Consider the following 22,707-nt stretch of genomic DNA (forward strand, 5'->3'; position numbering starts at 1 on the left):
GGCTTGCTACACCTCTGGCAACCGCTGCGAAAATCCCCATCATCGAAAGCATCATGGCCGATAACGACTTCGTTCTGACCGCGGCGCGCGACTGGGCAGGTGCCCCGCTGGCGCTCGCCACCGTCACCTCGACCTGGGGCTCCGCGCCGCGCCCGCGCGGCAGCCACATGCTGGTCCATGCCGATGGCCGGTTCGAAGGATCGGTATCGGGCGGCTGCGTCGAAAGCGACATCCTCGCCACCGCCGCCGACGTCATCGCCGGCGCCCCCTTCGCGGTGAAACGCTACGGCGTGGCCGACGCGGCGGCATGGGAGGTCGGCCTGCCCTGCGGCGGCGAGATCGAGGTGATGGTCCAGCGAGTCGATGGCGACCAGTTCGACCCCGCGCTGTTCGACGCGATCGACACGGCACGCGCGGACGGACAGGCGCTCACCCTTACCACCGATCTCGCCACCGGCCGGACCCGGGTCGGGGAGGGGGACGGCTTCGCCAATCGCTACGACCCGCCGCGCCGGCTGCTGATCGTCGGCGCGGTACAGATCGCGCAGGGGCTGGCGGGCATGGCGCGCGAACTGGGCATCGCCACGACGCTGATCGACCCGCGCGCCCGCTTCCTGACCGAGGAACGCTTTCCCGGCGTGACCCTCGACGATCGCTGGCCGGACGAGGCGTTGCAGGCGTTGAAGCCCGATGCCGCCACCGCCGTCGTGACGCTCAGCCACGACATCAAGATCGACGACCCCGCGCTGATCGAGGCGCTGAAGACCCCCGCCGCCTATATCGGTGCGCTGGGATCGCGGCGCAGCCATGCCGCGCGGCTCGAACGGCTGGCCGCCGCCGGCGCGACCGGGCTGGAGCGGATCGACGGGCCGGTCGGGCTCGACATCGGGGCGATCGGCCCGTCCGAAATCGCGCTGTCGATCGCGGCGGCGATGACGCGGAGCTTCCATGCGCGCTGAGGATGCCGTCCTGATCCTGCTCGCCGCCGGCCGTTCGCGCCGGTTCGGCGACGCCGACAAGCTGGCGCAGCTGTTCCTGCACAAGCCGGTGGCCTATCACGTCGTCACTGCGCTGGAGGCGATGCCGTTCCGCGCGCGCATCGCGGTGATCGACGGGACCGAGCTGGATTTCGCCTCGCGCGGCTATGACGTGATCGTCAACGAGGATCCGGCGGCGGGCATGTCGCGCTCGGTCCAGCTCGGGCTGAGCGCCGCGCGCGCGGCCGGGGCAGGGGGCGTGGTGATCGCGCTGGCCGACATGCCGCGCATCACCGCCGCCCATGTCTATCGCCTGCTCGACACCGCGCGCGACGACGCGGATGCGGTCGTAGCGTCGAGCGACGGGACCAAGCCCTGCCCGCCCGCCGTGTTCGGCGCGGGCCGCTTCGACTTTCTCGAGTCGCTGGAAGGCGATGCCGGCGCCCGCGATCTCGTCCGCGCCGGTCGCCATGTCGTGACCACCCCGGCCGAACTGATCGACATCGACACCCCCGAAGACCTCGACCGTCTCCGTGCCATCGCCGAGGCCCCCGAACAGCATGACGCGATCACTCTCCCGCGTCCCGAACCGTGGTGGCACCCCCCGCAGGAATGATTTTCCTACAAGGGGCGGGTCGGGTTAGCGTCACAGAACCTGGTTCACGCGGAGGCGCGGAGAAGAAGAAAGGATTTGATCGCGCAGAGGCGCAGGGGGCGCAGAGATGACGCGCCCGCCGCGACAGCGGCTCTCCTTTGCAAAGGCCGAAAAAAGGAGAGGGGCTTTGCCAGACAGGCTATGATCGCCTGATCCACGACCGCTCAGCGTCCTCTGCGCCTCTGCGCGAAAATAATCTTCTTCTCCGCGTCTCCGCGCCTCCGCGTGAAACCGATCTTTCTACGGTCAGCCCCAAACGTCGCCCCAGCGAAGGCCGGGGCCTCAATCGGCTCTTGTCCCGTGCTATAACGGGAGATGTCAGCCTCCGCTGGCATGACGTCCGGTTCGAACCGGAAGGAGGATCACCGCGAAAACGTGGCAAGTGTGACTTTCGTGACCTTTGGCCTCAGGCCATCGCCGCGTGCGCGCCCTTCAAGTCCTCGACGAATCGCGCAAACTCTTCATCCGCTTGGCTTTTATCCGGCAACCGCAACAGATAGCTCGGATGCACCGTGATCCAAGCCGCGCTGCCGTCGGTCAGCGTCAGCACCCGCCCGCGCTCGCGGGAGATCGTCACGGTCTTGCCCGTCAGCGACCGCGCCGCCGTCGCGCCCAGCGCCACCGTCATCCGCGGGCGCAGGATGCCGCGTTCCTGCTCGATCCACCAGCGGCACGCATCGATCTCGCCCGCGCCGGGCTTCGCATGGATGCGCCGCTTGCCGCGCGGCTCGAACTTGAAATGCTTGACCGCGTTGGTGACATAGACCCGTGATCGGTCGATCCCCGCCTCGGCCATCGCCCGGTCGAACACCTGCCCCGCCGGCCCGACGAACGGCCGCCCCGCCAAGTCCTCCTGATCGCCCGGCTGTTCGCCGACGACCATCATCGCCGCATCGACCGGCCCCTCGCCGAACACCGTCTGCGTCGCCGGTTTCCACAGCGGGCAGCGCTGGCACCCCGCCGCCTCGTCGCGCAGGGCGGTCCACGCCGTTTCGCTGTTGCCGCCGGGTGCCGCACGTGCCGTCTCGATCATCGCCGCTTCCCGTGCCTGTGCGCCCGCGATCAGCGCCGGGACCAGCGCGGTTTCGGGCATGTTCTTCCAGTATTTGCGCGGCATCTCCTTCAACATCGCACCCTTCTTCAGCCGCGCGGGATTGAAGATCGACGCGTAATAGGTCTTCCAGACTTCCTCGACCGGATCGCCGTCGGGCGCATCGGCCTTGCTCGCGCCCGGCCCCTCGGTCAGCGTCTCGCCGTCCCAATGGACCGACAGTTCGGGCGTCAGGATCGACCAGCGCATCGCCGCGAACCGGTCGACGAAGAACCGCGCATTGTGTCGCACGATGTGATGTTCCGGCTCGAACCACGCGACGAAACGGGCGTCGCCATCCTCCTCGACCTCGCGGAAGCGCAGGAACGCCCGCATCTTGTGGATGTCGCGCCGGACCCCCTTGGCCATCTCCTCCAGCCGCCGAAGCGCCGGGTCGGCCTTGTCGTCGATCAGCCGCGGCTCGGCGATCAGGCGGGTGAGCATGGCGTAGAGCAGCGCGAACCGCTGCGGATCGGCATGCATCGCCACGGTCCGCGCCAGATCGATGAACGGTCGCGGCACGCGCGGGGCGGGGGCGCCCGCATCGACGATGGCCTCGTCGCCGAACAGATCGGTGGGCAGGTCGCCGACCTGCCACACCACGTCGGACGGAGCGACACGCTGCGCGGCGAGGCTGCGGGCGGCATCGCGCCACCCGTCGAAATCATCCGCCGCCGCCAGCGCCGCGACCCGCATCAGTCGCGGTCGTCGCCTGCTTCCGACGATTCGGCGATTGCAAGTTCCCTGGGCTTGCGCTCCTCGAACACCTTGGCGATGCGCGATTCCTCGGCATCGCTCAGTTCCTCGGCGGCGGCGGGGAACATCTCTTCCTCCTCCTCGTCGATATGATGCTCGTAGCGGTGGCGCATCTCGGCGAAGCGTTCGTTCCACTCGTTGCTGCCGGCGTCCAGCTTGGCGATCTCACCCAGATAGTCGTCGATCTCCTTGTGCTCGGACACCGAATGCCGCGCCTCGTCGCGCAGGTCGGGATTGGCGAGCATCGTCGCGTACAGCGCTTCTTCCTCGGCCGCGGCATGGGCCGATACCTCGACCCGGAACGCCTCGAACAGTTCGGCGCGCTCGTCGCCACTGGCGGCGTCGATCCGCTGGAGCAGGTCGCGGTGCCGGTCGTGATCGGCCTTCAGGTCGGCATAGATGCGGGCGTCGGCCATGGCGGTGTTCCTTTGCAACGGGTTCCATCCAGCAACGGCGGCGGACGACGGAGGTTTCTCTTGCGAGGGATTTTCACCGGAACGTCATCCCGGCTTCCGCCGGAATGACGGATGCATTCACCCGAACAGCTCCATCTGGTCCGCCTTCTTGGGCGCCACGATCGGTCGCAGCTCGGCACGGTCCGCCAGCACCACCGGCCGCCAGTCGTCGGCAACGATGAATGGCCGCATCTTTGCGATCGATACCGTCAGCCGCCCGATATCGGCCAGCGTCAGCCGCCGCCACCGCCGCGCGGTCAGGATCGAATTGACCGCCTTCACGCCCAGCCCCGGCACGCGCAGCAGCATCTCGCGCGGCGCCCGGTTCACGTCGACCGGAAAGCGACCGCGGAACTTCAGCGCCCACGCGAGCTTGGGGTCGATATCGAGCGGCAGCATCCCCGTCGCGTCGTCCGCGGCCGCCCGCACCTCGTCGGGACGATAGTCGTAGAAGCGCATCAGCCAGTCCGACTGGTACAGCCGGTGCTCGCGCATCAGCGGCGGGCGTTGCAGCGGCAGCACCGCCGACGCCTCCGGGATCGGGCTGAACGCCGAATAATAGACCCGGCGCAGGCCGAACCGGTCGTACAGCGTCGCCGCCTTGCCGACGATATCGCTGTCGGTCGCGGCATCGGCGCCAACGATCATCTGCGTCGACTGTCCGGCAGGCGCGAACTTCGGCGCGGACTTGTACCGTTTGCGCGCATCGCGACCGTCCGCGATCGCGTGGGCGACATCCTTCATCGCCCCCTCGATCTGCGGCGCGGACTTTTCGGGCGCCAGCCGCTTCAGCCCGCCGACCGTCGGCAGCTCGACGTTGATCGACACGCGATCGGCATGAACCCCGGCCTGATGCACCAGCTCGGGATCGGCGTCGGGAATGGTCTTTAGGTGGATATAGCCGCGGAAATCATGATCCTCGCGCAGGCTGCGCGCGACCTCGACGATCTGCTCCATCGTATAGTTGGACGACCCGATGATCCCCGACGACAGGAACAGCCCCTCGATATAGTTGCGCCGGTAAAAGCTGAGCGTCAGGTTCACGACCTCCTGCGCGGTGAAGCGCGCACGCCGGACGTTCGACGACTTGCGGTTGATGCAGTAATGACAGTCGAAGATGCAGCTGTTGGTCAGCAGGATCTTCAACAGCGAGATGCAGCGGCCATCGGGCGCATAGGCGTGGCAGATGCCCATGCCTTCGGTCGATCCGATCCCCTTGCCGTCGCGCGAATTGCGCTTGGCGGTCCCCGACGAGGCGCACGACGCGTCGTATTTGGCGGCATCGGCCAGGATCGCCAGTTTCTGCCGGGTGTCGAGTTGCGCCATACGTTCGATATATGTTCTAAGGGGTTGCCGGCCAAGGGGTAATCAGTCGAGCGCCGCTGCCAATGCCTTGCGCAGTGCAGTCACCTCGGCATTCAGCGCGACCAGCCGTTCGGGCGCCATGCCGCTGCGTGCGACGACGGTCGGGGCGAGGCACCCGCTCTCCGCCCACCGCGCACGGCCCGCATCGGTAAGGCGCACCCGTACCTGCCGCTCGTCCTCCGGACTGCGCACCCGCGTCACCAGCCCCGCCGCCTCCATCCGCTTGGCAAGCGGAGTGATGGTGCTCGGTTCCAGCGCCAGCCGCTCGGCGATCGCCCCTACGCCCATGCCGTCCTCGGTCTCGCTCAACGTCATCAGCACGAGAAACTGCGGATAGGTGATTCCCATCCGGTCGAGCATCGGCTTGTACGTCCGGTTGATCGCGATCGTCGCCGCATAAAGCGAGAAGCAGAGCTGGTCGTCGAGGGGCAGGGGCTGGGTCATGGTGCGCGCATAGCATGAAATATTTTCGCGATAAATAATGCTGGACAGTACCGAGCCGCCGTCCTAAATAGTTATCGCGATAAACAAATGGAGCATCCCATGTCGGTCGACGTCAAGTACAGCACCACTGCCACCGCCACCGGCGGTCGCGAAGGCCATGCGCGCAGCGAGGACGGCCGGTTCGACGTCAAGCTGTCGACCCCGCGCGAACTGGGCGGCGCAGGCGGTGACGGCAGCAACCCCGAACAGCTGTTCGCGGCGGGCTATGCCGCCTGCTTCATCGGCGCGCTGAAGGTCGCCGGCCAGCAGCTGGGGACCAGGGTTCCCGCCGATGTCGCGGTGACTGCGACGGTCGGCATCGGCCCGCGCGCGCTGGGCGGATTCGGCATCACCGCCGATCTGCAGGTCTCGCTCCCCGGCGTCGCGCCGGCCGATGCGCAGGCGCTGGTTGATACCGCGCATGGCATCTGCCCCTATTCGAACGCGACGCGCGGCAATGTCGATGTCGGGCTGACGCTCGCGTGACCGTTCGACATTGGCGGCCGGCATCGCCTATGCCTTGCGCGAAGCGAGGAAGGAGATGCCGGTGCTGATGACCCAGACGATGCGGTGGTTCGGTCCGGCCGACCCCGTATCCCTGACCGCGATTCGACAGGCGGGGGCGACCGAGGTGGTCACCGCCTTGCACGAACTGCCCAATGGCGCGGTCTGGCCGCGCGCGGCGATCGCCGACCGCAAGGCGACGATCGCCGCCGCTGGCCTCGGCTGGCATGTGGTCGAAAGCCTCCCGGTCCATGACGAGATCAAGCGCGGCGGCCCGCACCGCGACGCGCTGCTCGATGCGTATCGCCAGAGCCTGACGAATCTGGCGGCGGAGGGTATCGGCGTCGTCACCTATAACTTCATGCCGCTGCTCGACTGGACGCGGACCGACCTGGCTTATGCCCTGCCCGATGGCGCGCTGGCGCTGCGGTTCGAATGGGAAGCGGTCGCCGCCTACGACATCCATCTGTTGCGCCGCCCCGATGCCGCGCGCGACTATCCGCCGGCGCTGGTCGAAGCGGCCGCCCGCCGCTTCGCCGCGATGGACGACGACGCCCGCCGAACGCTGGAGGCGACGATCCTCGCCGGCCTGCCCGGCGCGGAAGAGAGCTTCACGTCGGATGCGTTCCGGGATGCCATCGCCGGCTATGCGGGGATCGACGCGGCGACGCTGCGTGCGAACCTGATCGCGTTCCTCGCCGCCGTATGTCCCCATGCCGATGATCTCGGCATCCGGCTGGTGGTGCATCCCGACGACCCGCCCTTCCCGATCTTCGGCCTGCCGCGCGTCGTCAGTACCGAAGCCGATGTCGCGGCGCTGTTCGACGCGGTACCCAACCCGTCGAACGGGCTGTGCCTGTGCACCGGATCGTTCGGCGCGCGCGCCGACAACGACCTGCCCGGCATGGTCCGGCGGCTGGGATCGCGGATCGGCTTCCTCCATTTGCGCTCGGTCGACCGCGAAGGCGGGACGGCGGCGTTCCACGAAGCGGCGCATCTGGACGGCGATGCCGGCATGGCGGCGGTGGTCGCCGCGGTCCATGCCCTCTCGCGGGCCGAGCGGCGCAGCATCCCGATGCGGCCCGACCATGGTCACCAGATGCTCGACGACCTCGATCGCCGGACCAACCCGGGCTATTCGCTGCTGGGGCGGATGCGCGGGCTGGCCGAACTGCGCGGGCTGGAGCGTGGGCTCGCCCATGCGGCGCAGGGGACGGCGTGACGACCACCATCGCCGACGTGGCCGCGCGCGCCGGGGTGTCGATCCGCACCGTGTCGCGCGTGCTCAACCGCTCGCCGCTGGTCAACGCCGCGACCCGCGAACAGGTCGAGGGGGCGATCGCCGCGCTCGCCTTCCGTCCCAGCGCCCGCGCCCGCGGCCTCGCGACCGGTCGGTCGTTCCTGCTCGGGCTGGTGCATAACGATCGCAACGCGCTGGTGCTCGACCCCCTGCAACGCGGGATCGTCGGCGCGGCGGCGGCGCGGGGCTACGAACTGGTGGTGCATCCGGTCGCGGCGGGGCAGGGCGATCCGGTGGCGGACGTGCTCGACTTCGCCGGCCGGTCGCGGGTCGACGGCATCGTCGTAGTGCCGCCGGTGTCGGGCGCACCGGGCGTCGCCGACGCGCTGTCGGCGGCGGGCGTGCCGGCGGTCGCGCTCTCCCCGGTCGCGCTGTCGGGCTATGAGGCGGTGCTGGTGTCCGACGAACGCGGCGCCGCACGCGCCGTTGCCGGGCATCTCGTGGTCCTCGGCCATGACCGGATCGCGCTGCTCTCCGGCCCCGCATCGGCGCATTCGGCGTGCGAGCGGCGCGCGGGGTTCGTCGCCGGCCTCGCCAGCCACGGGCTGACGCTGACCGGCGAGGCCGAGGGCGATTACGGCTTCGACAGCGGCGTCGCGGCGGCGCGCGCGCTGTTGTCGATCGCCCCACGCCCGACCGCGATCTTCGCCGCCAACGACGTGATGGCGGCGGCGGTGCTGAAGGTCGCGGTCGCCCATGCGCTCGACGTGCCGCGCGACCTGTCGGTCATCGGGTTCGACGGCAGTATCCTCGCGCGGATGCTGACCCCGGCGCTCACCACCGTCCACCGCCCGATCGCCGCGATGGCCGCGACGATCACCACCCGGCTGATCGACCGGATCGAGCGCGTGGCGAACGACGCCCCGCTCGCCGCGACGCTGACGCTGTCGATCGGCGAGTCCTGCGCCCCGCCTAGCCGCGGATAAGCGCCAGGAACCGCACCGCCGCGCCATAGTCCGCCGCGCGGACCGCGCGCGTCGCGGCGGCCAGCGCATCCTCGCCCCATTGCTCGATCTGCCAGTCCTCGTCGACATGCGCCGCCGCCCACGCCGCATCGGCATCGATCGCGCGCTCGACCACCGCCAGCCCCAGCAGCAGCGATCCCGTAATCCCGACGACCGGCGACAGCGGCGCCAGTTCCCAAGGCGACAGCGCGACTGCCGCCTCGCGCAATCGTGCCAGCGTGCGCGGCGGCTGTTCGACCGGCATCACCCCGTCGGTCACGACGAAATCGACGGCATGGCGCGCGCGCGCCCAGTCCAGCACCGGGTCCCACGCCGCCACCTGCCGGTCGGCGAGCGGCCCCGCTCCGTCGCGGTAGCACAGCAGGTCGCTGCCGCCATATACGGCCAGCCCCGCGGCAAAGGCGTCCACATCGGGCGCGATCCGCTCGATCGCGGCATTGGCAAGGCCGGTCAGCGGCATCGCGCGCGGGTCGACATTCTCCTCCACCGCCCGCCATTCGTCGGCGATGGCGTCGGCCAGCGCCGCGAACGGCACCACCAGCGGCAGTCGCCCTGGGGTGCGCACCGGCCGCCCGTCGAGCGCGATACCACCCCCGGCCGTCACCGCGACCTCGCGCCAGAACCGCTTCACCGGCTGCGCCACTTCGTCAGCAGGCCGCGCGGCACGACCGCCATGGCGTACAGCGCCGACAGCACGATCGCGACGCCCAGCACCCGCATCCCGGTATCGGGCGCACGTGCCAGCATCACCACGCCGAACACCGCGCCACAGGCGGTGGCGATGCGGATCGCGACCAGGATCAGCCAGCGGTTCCGGGCAAGCGCGTCTTCGGTCATGGCTGCTCCAGCAGGGCGGGGAGGGTGGCGGCATCGTCGCAGAGCCGCGCGGCACCGGCGGCGACCAGTTCGTCGGGCCCGTGATAGCCCCAGGTGACGCCGATCGCCCGCGCGTCCGCGGCGACCGCCATCGCCATGTCGAACCCGGTATCGCCGATCATCACCGTTTCCTCGGCCCGTGCCCCCGCCTCGGCCATCGCCGCGAACAGCATCGCCGGATGCGGCTTGGACGGATGCCGGTCCGCGGTCTGCAACGTCACGAAATGCTGCGTCAGCCGGTGATGGATCAGCAACAATGACAGCCCGCGATCGGACTTGCCGGTCGCGACCCCCAGCCGCCATCCGCCGTCCAACAACGCGGTCAACGCATCGACGATGCCGGGGAACAGCGGTTCCTCGGCCAGCCGCCCGTCGCTGCGCATCGCGCGGAAATGGCGCTTATACCCCTCGGCCACCGTCTCGTGCAGCGCCGTCGTGCTACCGGGCACCAGCGCCGCCACCGCCTGCGGCAGGCTCAATCCCACGATCCGCCGCACGTCGCGCGGATCGGGTTCGCTCAGGCCGGCATCGGCAAAGGCCAGCGCCATGGCGAGGCAGATATTCGCCTGCCCGTCGGCCAGCGTCCCGTCGCAATCGAACACCGCCAGCCGGGTCATGACATCCGCATCCATGCAGCCAGCGGATGATCGCCCAGTCGCCCGGCCACCCGCGCGCGTACCGCGGCGGGCTTGTTCCGGTTCAGCTTGGCGGTGCCCCGCCACGCGGTCGGGATCAGTTCGAACCCGGCGATCGGGTCCAGCATCGCCGCCAACGCCCGCGCCGCATCCTCCGTCATCCGAAACGCTGCATCGGGGTGCATCAGTCGCGGCTGCCCCGCGACCGCCGTTCGCCGCGGCGCTCCTTGCGATAGGTCTTGGCATGCGCCTTGGCCTTGGCCTTCAGGTCGGCGCGCGTCACCGGCGGCGGCGCGTCGTCGATCATAGCGTTGCCCAGCGTCAGGTCGAAACCCAGCAGGTCGATGCTCTCGGCGAAATGCGGCGGCAGCTCGGCGATCACGTCGACCTGTCCGCCATCGGGATGGTCGATGCGGATGCGGCGCGCGTGCAGGTGCATCTTGCGGCTGACCCCGCCGGTCAGGAACGCCGCCTGTCCGCCATATTTGCCGTCGCCGACGATCGGATGGCCGATCGCCGACATGTGCACGCGCAACTGGTGGGTGCGTCCGGTAAAGGGTTGCAATTCGACCCACGCCGCGCGGTTGCCGACGCGCTCGATCACGCGGTAGCGCGACCGGGCCGGCTGGCCCTCCGCCTCGTCGACATGCATCTTCTCGCCGCCGGTGCCCGGCTGCTTGGCGATCGGCAGGTCGACGATCCCGTCCGAAATGTCGGGGATGCCCACGACCAGCGCCCAATAGACCTTCTTGGCGGTGCGGCCCGAGAACGACTTGGCGAAGAACGCCGCGGCGCGCGCCGTCCGCGCGATCAGCAGCGCGCCCGACGTGTCCTTGTCCAGCCGGTGGACCAGCTTCGGCCGGCTTTCGCCGTCGAACTGCAACGCGTCGAGCAGCCCGTCGACATGGTCGTGGGTCTTGGTCCCGCCCTGCGTCGCCAGGCCCGGCGGCTTGTTCAGCACGATCGCCTGCCTGTCGCGGTGGATGACCAGGCTCTGCGCGAACTCGGTCTGTTCGGCCGACAGCGGCGCCCGCTCCGCCTTGGGCTTTGGCTGTGCGACGACCGCCGATTCGGGCGGCGGCACGCGCAGCACCTGTCCGGCCGACAGGCGCGCGCCCGGCTGCGCCCGGCCGCCGTCGATGCGCAGCTGCCCGGTGCGGGCCCAGCGCGAGACGATGTTGAAGCTGGTGTCGGGCAGATGCCGCTTGAACCAGCGGTCCAGCCGGATGCCGTCGTCGTCGGCCCCGACCGTGAATTGCCGAACGTCGTTGTCGCTCATGCCGCCCCCCGCGTCAGTTGCAGCCCGACGAACAGCGCCGCGGCCGCGCCGATCACCGATACCAGTGCATAGCCGATCGCGCCCGCCACTGCGCCGCGTTCGACCATCGTCACCATGTCGAGCGAGAACGCCGAAAAGGTCGTGAACCCGCCCAGCACGCCGACGCCTAGCGAGAGGCGCAGCGCTTCGCCGCCGCCGCTGCGCGCCAGCACGCCGACCAGCACCCCCATCGCCAGCCCGCCGAGCAGGTTGACGCCCAGCGTCCCCCACGGATAGCCGGGGCCGAAGACCGCGAGCGTCCAGCGCCCGAACAGATGGCGCAGGCCAGCGCCGACAGCGCCGCCAGCCATGACGATGAATAGATTTCCCATGATCGCCTGTCGCCTAGCCGATTGCGGCGCGCGATGAAACCGTCGCCGTTCGTTGCAGCCACCCGGCAGCCTGCAACGCCTCGGCCTGACCGCGCGCCACCGGCGCCTCGATCCCACCGGTCAGGATCAGGCGGACGTTGCGCCCGTCGCGCGCGGTGCCGGCGACATGGGCGCGCGCCACCCACCAGCTGCGATGCACCAGCCGTCCGTCGACCGCGGCCAGTTCGGCCACCGCGTCGCGCATCCGCATCAGGATCAGCGTCGATCCTGCCGCGGTATGCGCCCGGACATAATGGTCCTCCATCTCCAGCGCGATCAGGTCGCGGCCCAGATGCGGTGGCAACCGGTCGAGGAACGCGGGCAGGGTCGGCGGGGCGGCTATCGCCGGCGCGACGGCGGCAGTTCCGGCGGGCGGGACGGCGGTTGCCTCACCCTCCCGCCGGCACCGGAACCAGAAGATCGAGGTGATCGCCGATCCGAGGACCAGGACATGGGCATAGCTGCCGAGCCACCCTTCCGCCGACGGCGGGTGCAGCGGATGCCACAGTCCGCCGACCGCCCATGTCACGATCGTCATCGGTACGGTCGCCGCGATGCACGCCGCCACCCACAGCGCCGCTTCGGGCAACGCCATGCGCCGGGCCAGCCGGGTCGCGACCACCGCCGCCGGCAGGTACAGCGCATAGCCGGCCAGCACGATCCCCACCCAATAGGCCAGCCGCAGCGCGAACGGCACCGCGAAGGTGCCGAACGGGCCGAGCACCGCCAGCAGCGATCCGACCAGGGTCATGATCGTCAGGTCGATCAGCAATCGGCGGGCATCGGGCATTGGCGGCTCGGGGAACGACAGGAGTGTCCCGGATAGCGCGAACACGGCCGGTTGCCAAAGACCCCGCTGCCGATTCACGCATCGTGAACGGGCCGGCTGCGCGATTGGCGATGCGCCGCGCCCGTTCCGCGCAGTATCGCTTGCCGGCGGGCGGGCGTCGTCCAGCGGTGGCGGCGATACCAGCTGCACAGCTACAGGAAGCCCATGATGTCCGCACCCGCCGCCATGCCCGCCGCCCGCCTGGCCCACGACGTCTCGCCAGCCCTGCGCGGCCTGATGATCGCGGGCGGCGGGACGCTGGGACTGCTCAGCCTGCTCGCCCTGTTGCGCGCCGCGACCGGGTTCGCGCCGGCGGCACCGGTCGCGCGCGACGTTGCGGTCGTCGTCCATCTCGCCAGCGTGCTGCCCGCCGTGCCGCTCGGCCTGTATATCCTGCTGACCCGCAAGGGCGGGGCGCGCCACCGGCTGCTCGGTCGCATCTGGATGGGGTTGATGGTGTCGACGGCGCTCAGCGCGCTGTTCATCCGCCATATCAACCATGGCGGCTTTTCGTGGATCCACATCTTTGTGCCGCTGACGCTGGTGTCCGCATGGGCGGCGATCGCCTCGGCCCGTTCCGGCCGGATCGCGCAGCACCGGCGGCGGCTGGTGGGCATGTTCCTGGGGGCGATGGTGGTGCCGGGACTGTTCGCCTTCGCGCCGGGGCGGCTGATGGCGATATGGGCTTTCGGATGATGCCGGACCCCTTGCTGCGGAGGGTTGCGATCGTTACTATGTTGCGATGCACAACGACGCCGCCCCCCCGCCCGAACCTGCGACCGATGCCGAAGCGGAACAGCAGCGCGCGTCGCTGAGCGATATCATCCGCTTCGCACTGATGCAGCGCATCTGCCTGTCGGTGCGCTACAACAACATGGACATGATCCTCGCCCCGCACATGCTGTGGACCAGGCATGGCGACCTGCATGTCGATGCGGTGACGGTCGAACGCGCGGGCAGCGCGCCCAAGCTGTTCAAGATCGGCACGTTCAAGCTTGCCGGCCTCGGCAACGTCGCATTGACTTCGCGTACCTTCGTCCCGCAGGTCGAATTCGATCCGGTCGACCCGAAATATGCCGAGGCGCCGGTCGCGTCGGTGGAGCGCTGATCCCGGGCGGATCGTACCCCACAATCGCTTGCACATCCCCGTCGCCGGGGCCATGGACCGGGACGAGCCGGGGGCGCGTCGGGCGGTCCGGAAAATCGGGCGAGGATCAGTGACCAGCATCGGTATCGTCGGCTGGCAGGGCCGCATGGGACGCGCGATCGAGCTCGAGATCGAACGGATCGGGGAAACGCTGGCCGGCGGCGTCGACCAGGGCGGCGATCTGGCCGATCTGGCCGCGCGCGCCGACGTTCTCGTCGACTTTTCGTCGCCTGCCGCGCTGGAGGGCAATCTCGCCGCCGCGCGCGCCGCCACGACGCCGATCGTCATCGGCACGACCGGATTGAGCGACCGTCACCATGCGATGATCGATGCGGCGGCCGCCGACGTCGCGGTGCTGCAGACCGGCAATACCTCGCTCGGCATCGCGCTGCTGTCGCGGCTGGTACGCGATGCCGCGCGTCGGCTCGGCCCCGACTGGGATATCGAGATCGTCGAGAGCCACCATCGGCTGAAGGTCGACGCGCCGTCGGGCACCGCGCTGATGCTGGGCGATGCCGCGGCCCAAGGGCTGGGGACGACCTTGTCCGACAGCGGCGTGATCGGGCGCGCCGGGCTGGTCGGTGCGCGCGCCGCCGGCACGATCGGGTTCGCCTCGCTGCGCGGCGGCACCGTCGTCGGCGACCATCAGGTCGTGTTCGCGGGCGAGGGCGAGCGGATCGAACTGGGCCACCGCGCCGACGGCCGTGCGCTGTTCGCCCGCGGCGCGGTGCGTGCCGCGCTGTGGCTGGCGAGCGCGCCGGCGGGCCGCTACACGATGGACGCGGTGCTCGGCGTTTGAAGAAGGCGGACGTCTTCGAATTCTTCCGGCGGCTGGCGGAGGACAATCCGCACCCCGAAACCGAACTCGAATCGGTCAACGACTATACCCTGCTCGTCGCGGTCGTGCTGTCGGCGCAGGCGACCGACGCCGGCGTGAACAAGGCGACACGCGCGCTGTTCGCCACCGTCGACACGCCCGAAAGGATGGTCGCGCTCGGCCTCGACGGCCTGAAACACCATATCCGCACCATCGGCCTGTTCAACACCAAGGCGAAGAACGTCATCGCCCTCAGCGAGGCGCTGATCGCCGATCACGGCGGACAGGTGCCGGCCGACCGCGCCGCGCTGGAGAAGCTGCCGGGCGTCGGACGCAAGACCGCCAACGTGGTGATGAACGTCGCATTCGGCGCGGAGACCTTCGCGGTCGACACCCATATCTTTCGCGTCGGGAACCGCACCGGCCTTGCGCGCGGCAAGACCCCGAACGCGGTCGAGGCGGTGCTGGAACGCGTCGTCCCCCGCCCGTTCCGCCTGCACGCGCACCACTGGCTGATCCTGCACGGCCGCTACACCTGCAAGGCGCGCCGCCCCGAATGCTGGCGCTGCCCGGTCGCCGACCTGTGCGCCTTTCGCCCCAAAACGCCGCCCCCTAAGCAAAAGGCCGTGTCCGCAGACTGAAACGGCTGGCAATGCCGCGCGACCTTTGCTAGGCGCGTGCCTTCACGGCCAAGCACCCGTAGCTCAGCTGGATAGAGCGCTGCCCTCCGAAGGCAGAGGCCAGGGGTTCGAATCCCTTCGGGTGCGCCATTTTTCGATGAGCCGGCGTGATACGCCGCGGCGACATCGGATGGCCGGAAGCTGCCGGGGGTCACCGTACCTCGAAACCGCCCCGCACCTCCACGCCGTCGCCCGCCACCGCCCACAGGTCGAACGCGCCCGGCTCGACCCGCCAGCGTCCGTCGCCCGCAATCAGCGCCAGCTCCCGGGCCGCGATCCGCAGCTCGATCCGGCGTTCCTCGCCTGCCGCCAGCGTCACCCGCGCGAACGCCTTCATCTGGCGTATCGGCCGCGTGCGGCTGGCGACGCGGTCGTGCAGGTCGATCCGCACCAGCGCCGTCCCCGCCCGCCTGCCGGTGTTGCGGACCAGCACCGACACCGGCACGTCCGCCCCGATCGCCACCACCGCCGGCGTCGACAGGTCGGACAGCGCGAAGCGGGTATAGCCCATGCCCGACCCGAACGGGTACAGCGCGCGGTCGGGGACGTCGCGCCATCGGCTGCGCCCCGGCGCCATCGGCTCGGCGTCGGGCGCGGGTCGTCCGGTACTGCGCCGGTCGTACGACCAGGGCTGCTGCCCGCTCGCCAGGGGAAAGCTGACCGGCAGCCGCCCGGTCGGCTCGACCATCCCGAACAGGATGTCGGCGACCGCCGGCCCGGTCTGCTGCCCGAGGAACCACGTCGCCAGCAACGCCGGGGCGTCGCGCACCGCGCCGCGCAGCGCCAGCGCCCGGCCATGGCGCAGCAGCACGACGACCGGCTTGCCCGTCGTCGCCACCGCATTGGCCAGCGCCTGCTGCACGGCGGGCACGACGATCTCGGTCCGGCTGTTGCCCTCGCCCGACATGTCGCCGCCCTCGCCGATCGCCAGCAGCACCACATCGGCCGCGCGGGCTGCGGCGACGGCGCGGTCGATCCCGCCGGGCAGCGCGTCGGTCACGCCGCTGCCGGGTTCGACGACCAGCAGCGCCGGGTCGGCCATCGCCGTGCGCAGTCCGCTCGCCACGTCGATCCCGTCCTTCGCATCGCCCGCGAACGACCACGGCCCGTTCAGATGGGCCTTGTCCGCCCCGAACGGTCCGATCAGCGCGATGCGCCTGCCGGCACGGGGCAGGGGCAGCAGGTCGCCGTCGTTGCGCAACAGCACGATCGACCGGGTCGCGACCTCGCGCGCCATCCGCCGGATGTCCGCGCTGCCCGTCTCGCGCCGCTCGGCCCGCGGGTCGAGCGAGCGGTACGGATCGTCGAACAGCCCCAGCCGCTCCTTGAGCGTCAGCACCCGCCGCACCGCCTGATCCACCGCCGCGATCGGCACCCGGCCGCTTTCGACCAGCGCGGGGAGGTGCCGGACGAACAGCCCGCTCTGCATCGACATGTCGATCCCGGCAAGGAGGGCGAGGCGCGCGGCATCGGCCTCGTCGGCGGCGATACCGTGCGCGATCAGTTCGCGGTCCGCATCGTAATCCGACACGCACACCCCGTCGAACCCCAGTTCACCGCGCAGCAGGTCGGTCAGCAGCGGCCGGTTGGCGCTGACCGGCACGCCGCCGAAATCGGTGAACGACGCCATGGTCGCGCCGGCCCCGGCGGCGAAGGCATCGACGAACGGCGGCAGGAACGTCTCGCGCAGTTCGGCCGCGCTCATGTCGACCGCGGCATATTCCATGCCGCCGCGCACCGCACCGTAGCCGACGAAATGCTTCGGCGTCGCAAGCAACGCGTCGGGCCGCGTCAGGTCCGCCCCCTGAAACCCCCTTACCCGCGCTGCGGCCAGCAGGCGGTTGAGCAGCACGTCCTCGCCGGCGCCCTCCGCCACCCGGCCCCAGCGCTGGTCGCGCGCGACGTCGACCATCGGCGCGAACGTCCAGTGGATGCCGCCCGCGCTCGTCTCGCGCGCCACCGCGCGCGCCGCGCGGGTGCTCAGGTCGGGGTCGAACGCCGCCGCCTCGGCCAGCGGGATCGGAAAGATCGTGCGACAGCCGTGCAGCACGTCGGCGGCGAAGGCCAGCGGGATGCGCAGCCGGCTTTCCAGCGCCGCCGCCTGCGCCCGCCGGGCACCCGCCACGCCGTACCCGTTGAAGAGCATGCCGATCCGGCCGGCGCGGATATCGGCCAGCATCGCCTCGGCCCCGCGCGGATCGACCACCGGATTGAACACCGCGCCGACCGGGCGGATCTCGTCGTTGAAGCAGCTGAGCTGCCCCGCCTTCTCCGCCAGCGTCATGCGCGCGATCAGCGACTCGACCCGTGCCGATGCCGCGCGCGCCACTGGCGGCAGCAGCGTGGCGGTGCCGGCCAGCAGGGCGCCGACCAGCATCTCCCGACGGCTGACGCCCGCGCCGCAGTTCCGCCGGTCCCGGGCGCGCCTTTCGTCATCCCGGACCCGTTCCCGAATCCACGGCGCGGCAAGCGATGCGGACGAAGCCCTGGGCGACGGACTGCGCTGCACGGCCGATCCCGGAACGGGGCCGGCGTGACGACGCGTCGCGGGTCGATCGATCTCGCTAAGGTGCCGCGGATCGGCCTGCCGGTCATCGCACACAAGCCTCTCCTCGCGGACGCTCCCGAACGCCGCATGTTGCCCGATCGCCACATGCCGGCACGATACGTCATCGACCTGTATACCATGATTGCAGCAACATAGCCCGGGGTCTAGCTGTAACCTGTTCCCGGCATACCGGGGCGACGATCATGGAGTGGAGAGGATCATGCTGACATTCAACCGCCGCGGCGCGCGTGCGGCGTTGCTGGCCGGCGCCGCGTTGCTGCCGGTCGCCGCTTCGGCACAGACTGCACCGGCTGCGCCCCCGCCGGCGGCCGACGCCGCGCCCGCGACGGCCGACGACGATGCGCAGGACGTGATCGTCGTCACCGGCACGACGACGCGCGATCGCCCGCTCATCACCGCATCGGCCGACATCACGCTGGCCGACCGCGCCGACATCGATCGCCGCGCGCCGCGTTCGACCGCCGACATGCTCGAACTGGTGCCCGGCATCTTCGTCGAGGCGACCGCAGGACAGGTGTCGAACAACTATTCGGTCCGTGGGCTTCAGGGCGGCGGCCAGCGCTTCGTCCAGCTGGAAGAGGACGGCATGCCGATCCTGTACGGCGGCGGCGGCGCCGACTTCTTCTTCGACCAGGACCTGACCATCGATCGCCTCGAAGCGGTCAAGGGCGGTTCGTCGGGCGTGCTGACCGTCAACGGCGCAGGCGCGACGATCAACTTCATCTCCCGCCGCCCGAACTTCAAGGAAGCCGAAGGGGCCGCGCGCGTCAGCGCCTACAATTACGGCATGAAGCGCGGCGAATTCTATTATTCGCAGCCGCTGAGCGAAAACCTCGCCTTCAACGTCGGCGGTTATATCCAGTCGAGCCCGGGCGTGCGTGAAAACCCGTTCGACTATGCCGGCTGGCGGTTGAAGGGGATGCTGGAATATCGCTTCGACGACGGCGGCTATGCGCGGCTGTCGGCCAAGGGCGGCGATGTCGAGAACGCGTATTACGCGACGATGCCGTACCGCTTCGACGGTGGAAAGGTGCGCGGCATTCCCGGCCTCGACACGCAGGACGGCAATGTCGGCGGCGACGCCTTCGCCAACATCGCGGTGCCGGTATCGACCTTCGCCCATCCCGGCGGCTTCCGCGAATTCCGCTATCGCGACGGGATCAAGGCGAAGATCGCGCAGGTCCGTTTCGACATCGAAAAGCCGCTCAGCGACTCGATCGACCTGTTCGCGCATGCCCGCTACCTGAAATATTCCTACGACTTCAACGGCCTGTTCCCCGGTTCGGGCACGGGTAACGCCGGGCTGACCACCGCGCAGAACTATCTGACGCCCGGTGCCAGTTCGCCGATCAACGACCTGCTGACGCTGGGCGCGCGGGCCTTCCCCAACACGGTGCGCTTCGGGATCAAGAACCTGCGCACCGGCGTGGTCCTCGGCCAGAACCAGACCGCGGAGCTGGGCGCGCTGAACGGCAACGGCTTCCTCCAGCGCACCGTGCTCAACCACGACTATATCGACGGGCGCGACTTCGGCGCGAATGTCGGCGGGCGCTGGGAAGTCGATACCGGCAGCTTCAAGAACTCGCTGACCGCGGGCGTGATGTACTACAACGTCAAGCGGTCGCAGGACCAGTCGGCGACCGCCAGCGTCGTCAACGGCGTGCAGACCAACAGCGACATCTACGACATCGTCGCGCTCGATGCCGGCAACAACGTGATCGGCACGCTGTCGGACAACGGCCTCGTCTCCTATGGCGACTGGGGCGCGGGCATCCGCGACCGCAAGGATTCGGCGGTGTCGCTCTACGTCAACGACGAGGTCGCGATCGGCGACCTGCGCATCGACGGCGGCGTGCGCTGGGAAAGCGACGATGCGACCGCGCGCGACGGCAATACGCTGGCCGTGAACCAGCCGGTGCCAGCGGGCGTCGGCGGCGTGGTGCGCAATGTCGGGTCCAGCTTCGACGGGACCTATGCGGTGCGCCAGCGGACCCAGCGCAAGGCGTCGTGGACGGTCGGCGCGAACTATCTGCTGACCCCCAACTTCTCGGTCTATGCCCGCTATGCCAACGGGTTCCAGACCAACAATGTCGATCCGATCACCACGATCGAGCTCTACGAAGCGGGCGTGCGCTATCAATATGGCCGGTGGTTCTCGGGCTCGGCGACCGTCTTCCGCACCAATTTCGACAACCAGAACTACAACTTCGCCAACCCGACCAACCCATCGCAGCAGCAGAATCTGAACGCCGACCTGCGGACCAAGGGCGTCGAGATCGACTTCGTGGTGCGGCCGACGACGTGGTTCTCGGTCGATTTCCAGGGCGTGTTCCAGGATCCGCAGCTGCTCAACCTCGAACTCGACGGCGTCGATCAGGGCGCGGGGTTCGAGGGCAATCGCCCCGAGCGCACCCCGGCGCAGCTGTTCACCATCCTGCCCACGCTGACGCTGCCCAATGGGGTCGGCGACATCTATGCCCGCTACAAGTTCGTCGGCAAGATCTTCGCCGACAACGGCAACGGCATCGCGCTGCCCAGCTACGGCGTGACCGGGATCGGCGTTAACCTGAACCTCAGCCAGCGGGTCCAGCTGAACCTGAACGCCGACAACGTGTTCGACGTCGTCGGCCTGACCGAGGGCAACCCGCGACAGGGTCAGACGCAGGCGATCACCGACGGCTTCTTCTATGCCCGCGGGATCGTCGGCCCGACCTATGGCGGGACGCTGACGTTCCGCTTCTGACCATCGGGGTGTCGCGGCGAACCCGCGACACCCTGGCTTTTTCGTGACGAGGTGGCGCATGAAGACCGTGGTGCGGTGGATGCTGGCGGGCGCGATGCTGGCGGGAACGGGACTGGCGGTGGCGCAGCGCCCGGCAAAGGCCCCCGAACTGGCCTATCAGCTGACCGAGGGACAGAACCTCAACGCCTTCGTCCGCGAAGGGCCGGTCGCCGCGCACCTGCTGCTGCGCAACGGCACCGATCCGCGCATCCTCGTCGCGTTCCCGGCGGGCAATAGCGGCGTCGGGCTGTGGTTCGCACCCCTGACGCGCGCCGCCACGTGGCGGCTGGAACAGCCGCCGCGTCCGACCACCGCGCCCGGTATCGCCGGACCGCAGCCGTCGATCGTCACCATCGCCAGCATCGACGCGCCCGAACTGCGCATCAGGCAGGCGGTGCTGTCCAGCATCCGCTTCCTGCGCGACTATCAGTCGGTCGGCCGCTTTCCGAAGGAGGTCGCGGTCGATCCGGTGATCGCCGGCAATACCATCCGCTGGAGCCGCCCGCGCCTCGACGGCAAGCCCGGTTACCTGCTGCAGGTCCGGCTGCTGTCGGGCAGTATCCGCCGCGGCGCGATCGTCGCCGATGCCGGCCGGGCGATCCGCATGGAAATCACCGCGTCGAGCGGCGAGACGCCGCTGACCGGCCTTGCGCCGAACGAACTGCTCAACGCCCGCGCCGCCAACGATCCGGGCGCGCGCAACGCGTTGCGTTTCCTCAGCTATCGCGAGAAATTCCTCGCCGGGTCGTGGCGGTTCCAGACCTATTTCGGGCGCGACACGCTGATGTCGTTGCGGCTGTTGATGCCGGTGCTGCAACCGCAGGCGATCGAGGCGGGGCTGGGCTCGGTCCTCGCCCGGCTCGATGCGCGCGGCGATGTCGCGCATGAGGAGGGGATCGGCGAGTTCGCCGTCGTCGACCGCCGCCAGCATGGCGGCAGCGGCGATGCGGCGGTGCTCGACTACGCGATGGTCGACGACGACTATATGCTCGCGCCCGTCGCCGCCGCCTATCTCCTCGACCACGGCACCCCCGCCGCCGCCCGCGCCTTTCTCGCCAGGCCGATGGTCAGCGAAGGCGTCCCCGGCACCACCGCGCCCGCCGGCAAGGCGCTGGTCCGCAACCTGCGCTTCGTCCTCGATACCGCGCGACCGTTCGCCGATCGTCCCGACCCGAAGCGGCTGGTCGCGATCGGCAAGGGGCGGCTGACCGGCCAGTGGCGTGACAGCGAGGAAGGGCTGGGGCGTGGCCGCTATGCCTATGACGTCAACGCGGTGTTCGTGCCCGCCGCGCTCGAATCGGCCGGGCGCCTGCTGCGCGCCGGGCTGCTCGACCGCTATCTGACCGCGGAGGACCGCACCGCGCTGGCGCGCGCGGAAGCGATGGCGACCGTCTGGCGCACTCGCGCGCCGGCGCTGTTCCGGGTGTCGCTGCCGACTGCGCAGGCGAAGCCGCGGATCGAGGGGTATGCCCGCAGCCTCGGCATCCCCGCCGGCCCGGCGGTGGCGTCGCTCGGCACCGCGCCGCTGACGTTCCATGCGATCGCGCTCGACGATGGCGGGCGGCCGATTCCGATCGTCAACTCCGACGAAGGCTTCGCGCTGATGTTCGCCGAACCGTCGGCGGCCGATCTCGAAACCTTTGTCACCGCCGCGATGCGTCCGTTCCCCGCCGGGCTGATGACGGATATCGGCATGCTGGTCGCCAACGCCGCGCAGACCGACGCCACGGTGCAGGCGCGCTTCACCCCGGCGGCCTATCACGGCGCGGTGGTATGGTCGTGGCAGCAGGCGCTGTTCGCCACGGGCCTCGAACGCCAGCTCGCCCGTCGCGACCTGCCGCCCGCGACGCGCGCGGTACTGACGCGGGCGCAGGCGACCCTGTGGCGCGCGATCAACGCGACGCGCGCGACGCAAAGCTCCGAGCTGTGGTCATGGGCGTACACGGGCGGCCGATATCAGGTCGTGGCGTTCGGCGCAGGCAAGCAGGACGTCGACGAATCCAACGCCGCGCAGCTGTGGAGCACCGTCTATCTGGCGGTACGGCCACCGCGCACGATGCGGTAGCGTTCGACCGGACGACGTCACCCCAGCGAAGGCTGGGGTCTCCATCGGCGCCTGCTGCGTGCCATCAC

At 69.8% G+C, this 22,707-nt stretch carries 24 protein-coding genes and 1 tRNA gene; 13 read left to right on the forward strand and 12 right to left on the reverse strand.

Going from position 1 to position 22,707, the window contains the following annotated elements; genetic code table 11:
• Positions 1 to 53 precede the first annotated feature (53 nt).
• Positions 54 to 959, forward strand: a complete 906-nt coding sequence (locus QLH51_RS06025; RefSeq protein ID WP_125656109.1) for an XdhC family protein — start codon at positions 54 to 56, stop codon at positions 957 to 959.
• On the forward strand, positions 949 to 1,593 hold the full coding sequence (locus QLH51_RS06030; RefSeq protein WP_125656106.1) for a nucleotidyltransferase family protein: 645 nt from the start codon (positions 949 to 951) through the stop codon (positions 1,591 to 1,593). Before QLH51_RS06025 ends, QLH51_RS06030 begins: the two co-directional genes overlap by 11 nt.
• 445 nt (positions 1,594 to 2,038) lie before the next feature.
• Here QLH51_RS06030 and QLH51_RS06035 read toward each other — a convergent pair whose 3' ends face one another.
• The 4 genes from QLH51_RS06035 to QLH51_RS06050 form a co-directional block, all read right to left on the reverse strand.
• A complete protein-coding gene (locus QLH51_RS06035; protein WP_125656104.1) occupies positions 2,039 to 3,418 on the reverse strand; it encodes a UdgX family uracil-DNA binding protein in 1,380 nt (459 codons plus the stop codon).
• Positions 3,418 to 3,894: a hemerythrin domain-containing protein gene (locus tag QLH51_RS06040; protein ID WP_125656101.1), complete on the reverse strand. Its 477-nt coding sequence runs from the start codon at positions 3,892 to 3,894 to the stop codon at positions 3,418 to 3,420. The genes QLH51_RS06035 and QLH51_RS06040 overlap by 1 nt, the downstream gene beginning before the upstream one ends.
• 117 nt (positions 3,895 to 4,011) lie before the next feature.
• Positions 4,012 to 5,259, reverse strand: coding sequence for a putative DNA modification/repair radical SAM protein (locus tag QLH51_RS06045; protein ID WP_125656098.1), 1,248 nt, complete (start codon positions 5,257 to 5,259; stop codon positions 4,012 to 4,014).
• 42 nt (positions 5,260 to 5,301) lie between these two features.
• Entirely contained in the window at positions 5,302 to 5,742 is a 441-nt protein-coding gene (locus QLH51_RS06050) for a MarR family winged helix-turn-helix transcriptional regulator (protein ID WP_125656095.1), read from the reverse strand.
• A gap of 99 nt (positions 5,743 to 5,841) precedes the next feature.
• Here QLH51_RS06050 and QLH51_RS06055 point away from each other — a divergent pair, with 99 nt between their 5' ends.
• Genes QLH51_RS06055 through QLH51_RS06065 form a run of 3 tightly spaced genes read left to right on the forward strand, consistent with a single transcriptional unit; the run spans position 5,842 to position 8,511 of the window.
• On the forward strand, positions 5,842 to 6,267 hold the full coding sequence (locus QLH51_RS06055) for an organic hydroperoxide resistance protein (RefSeq protein ID WP_125656092.1): 426 nt from the start codon (positions 5,842 to 5,844) through the stop codon (positions 6,265 to 6,267).
• Positions 6,268 to 6,277: 10 nt separating this feature from the next.
• Positions 6,278 to 7,507 carry a mannonate dehydratase gene (gene uxuA, locus QLH51_RS06060; protein WP_206428915.1) on the forward strand — a complete coding sequence of 410 codons (1,230 nt, stop codon included), beginning with the start codon at positions 6,278 to 6,280 and terminating at the stop codon, positions 7,505 to 7,507.
• A complete protein-coding gene (locus QLH51_RS06065) occupies positions 7,504 to 8,511 on the forward strand; it encodes a LacI family DNA-binding transcriptional regulator (protein ID WP_125656089.1) in 1,008 nt (335 codons plus the stop codon). Before uxuA ends, QLH51_RS06065 begins: the two co-directional genes overlap by 4 nt.
• On the opposite strand, the gene QLH51_RS06070 is transcribed toward QLH51_RS06065, so the two are convergent.
• From QLH51_RS06070 to QLH51_RS06100, 7 genes are read right to left on the reverse strand one after another with little or no spacing between them, the layout of a single operon-like run.
• Positions 8,498 to 9,181: an ATP12 family chaperone protein gene (locus QLH51_RS06070; RefSeq protein ID WP_125656086.1), complete on the reverse strand. Its 684-nt coding sequence runs from the start codon at positions 9,179 to 9,181 to the stop codon at positions 8,498 to 8,500. The genes QLH51_RS06065 and QLH51_RS06070 overlap by 14 nt on opposite strands.
• The gene (locus QLH51_RS06075; RefSeq protein ID WP_125656083.1) at positions 9,178 to 9,387 is read right to left on the reverse strand and encodes a hypothetical protein; all 210 of its coding nucleotides are present in this window, start codon (positions 9,385 to 9,387) and stop codon (positions 9,178 to 9,180) included. The genes QLH51_RS06070 and QLH51_RS06075 overlap by 4 nt, the downstream gene beginning before the upstream one ends.
• Entirely contained in the window at positions 9,384 to 10,043 is a 660-nt protein-coding gene (locus QLH51_RS06080) for an HAD-IA family hydrolase (RefSeq protein WP_125656080.1), read from the reverse strand. Before QLH51_RS06080 ends, QLH51_RS06075 begins: the two co-directional genes overlap by 4 nt.
• Positions 10,040 to 10,246: a hypothetical protein gene (locus QLH51_RS06085; RefSeq protein ID WP_164516098.1), complete on the reverse strand. Its 207-nt coding sequence runs from the start codon at positions 10,244 to 10,246 to the stop codon at positions 10,040 to 10,042. The genes QLH51_RS06080 and QLH51_RS06085 overlap by 4 nt, the downstream gene beginning before the upstream one ends.
• Positions 10,246 to 11,340, reverse strand: a complete 1,095-nt coding sequence (locus tag QLH51_RS06090) for an RluA family pseudouridine synthase (protein ID WP_125656074.1) — start codon at positions 11,338 to 11,340, stop codon at positions 10,246 to 10,248. The genes QLH51_RS06085 and QLH51_RS06090 overlap by 1 nt, the downstream gene beginning before the upstream one ends.
• On the reverse strand, positions 11,337 to 11,711 hold the full coding sequence (locus tag QLH51_RS06095) for a CrcB family protein (protein ID WP_164516097.1): 375 nt from the start codon (positions 11,709 to 11,711) through the stop codon (positions 11,337 to 11,339). The genes QLH51_RS06090 and QLH51_RS06095 overlap by 4 nt, the downstream gene beginning before the upstream one ends.
• Positions 11,712 to 11,724: 13 nt before the next feature.
• Complete coding sequence (locus QLH51_RS06100; RefSeq protein ID WP_125656071.1) at positions 11,725 to 12,540, reverse strand: LytTR family DNA-binding domain-containing protein; 816 nt, start codon at positions 12,538 to 12,540, stop codon at positions 11,725 to 11,727.
• Between the two features lie 204 nt (positions 12,541 to 12,744).
• On the opposite strand from QLH51_RS06100, the gene QLH51_RS06105 reads away from it, so the two are divergent.
• From QLH51_RS06105 to QLH51_RS06125, 5 genes are all read left to right on the forward strand, one after another.
• Positions 12,745 to 13,275, forward strand: coding sequence for a DUF2306 domain-containing protein (locus QLH51_RS06105; RefSeq protein WP_125656068.1), 531 nt, complete (start codon positions 12,745 to 12,747; stop codon positions 13,273 to 13,275).
• 46 nt (positions 13,276 to 13,321) lie between these two features.
• Positions 13,322 to 13,687, forward strand: a complete 366-nt coding sequence (locus QLH51_RS06110; RefSeq protein WP_206428914.1) for a hypothetical protein — start codon at positions 13,322 to 13,324, stop codon at positions 13,685 to 13,687.
• 109 nt (positions 13,688 to 13,796) lie between these two features.
• On the forward strand, positions 13,797 to 14,525 hold the full coding sequence (gene dapB, locus QLH51_RS06115) for a 4-hydroxy-tetrahydrodipicolinate reductase (protein ID WP_125656065.1): 729 nt from the start codon (positions 13,797 to 13,799) through the stop codon (positions 14,523 to 14,525).
• Positions 14,522 to 15,184 carry an endonuclease III gene (nth, locus tag QLH51_RS06120; protein ID WP_125656063.1) on the forward strand — a complete coding sequence of 221 codons (663 nt, stop codon included), beginning with the start codon at positions 14,522 to 14,524 and terminating at the stop codon, positions 15,182 to 15,184. The genes dapB and nth overlap by 4 nt, the downstream gene beginning before the upstream one ends.
• A gap of 52 nt (positions 15,185 to 15,236) precedes the next feature.
• A tRNA-Arg gene (locus QLH51_RS06125) sits at positions 15,237 to 15,313 on the forward strand.
• 61 nt (positions 15,314 to 15,374) lie between these two features.
• Here the strand turns inward: QLH51_RS06125 and QLH51_RS06130 are convergent.
• Positions 15,375 to 17,600: a glycoside hydrolase family 3 N-terminal domain-containing protein gene (locus tag QLH51_RS06130; RefSeq protein WP_125656060.1), complete on the reverse strand. Its 2,226-nt coding sequence runs from the start codon at positions 17,598 to 17,600 to the stop codon at positions 15,375 to 15,377.
• Between the two features lie 156 nt (positions 17,601 to 17,756).
• On the opposite strand from QLH51_RS06130, the gene QLH51_RS06135 reads away from it, so the two are divergent.
• The 3 genes from QLH51_RS06135 (at position 17,757) to QLH51_RS06145 (ending at position 22,639) form a co-directional block, all read left to right on the forward strand.
• Positions 17,757 to 17,927: a hypothetical protein gene (locus QLH51_RS06135; protein ID WP_164516095.1), complete on the forward strand. Its 171-nt coding sequence runs from the start codon at positions 17,757 to 17,759 to the stop codon at positions 17,925 to 17,927.
• 64 nt (positions 17,928 to 17,991) lie between these two features.
• Positions 17,992 to 20,535: a TonB-dependent receptor domain-containing protein gene (locus QLH51_RS06140; protein ID WP_125656057.1), complete on the forward strand. Its 2,544-nt coding sequence runs from the start codon at positions 17,992 to 17,994 to the stop codon at positions 20,533 to 20,535.
• Between the two features lie 58 nt (positions 20,536 to 20,593).
• Entirely contained in the window at positions 20,594 to 22,639 is a 2,046-nt protein-coding gene (locus QLH51_RS06145) for a hypothetical protein (RefSeq protein ID WP_125656054.1), read from the forward strand.
• Positions 22,640 to 22,707 lie beyond the last annotated feature (68 nt).

It is taken from the genome of Sphingomonas sp. 2R-10 (genome assembly GCF_030062225.1).
Classification (GTDB): domain Bacteria; phylum Pseudomonadota; class Alphaproteobacteria; order Sphingomonadales; family Sphingomonadaceae; genus Sphingomonas.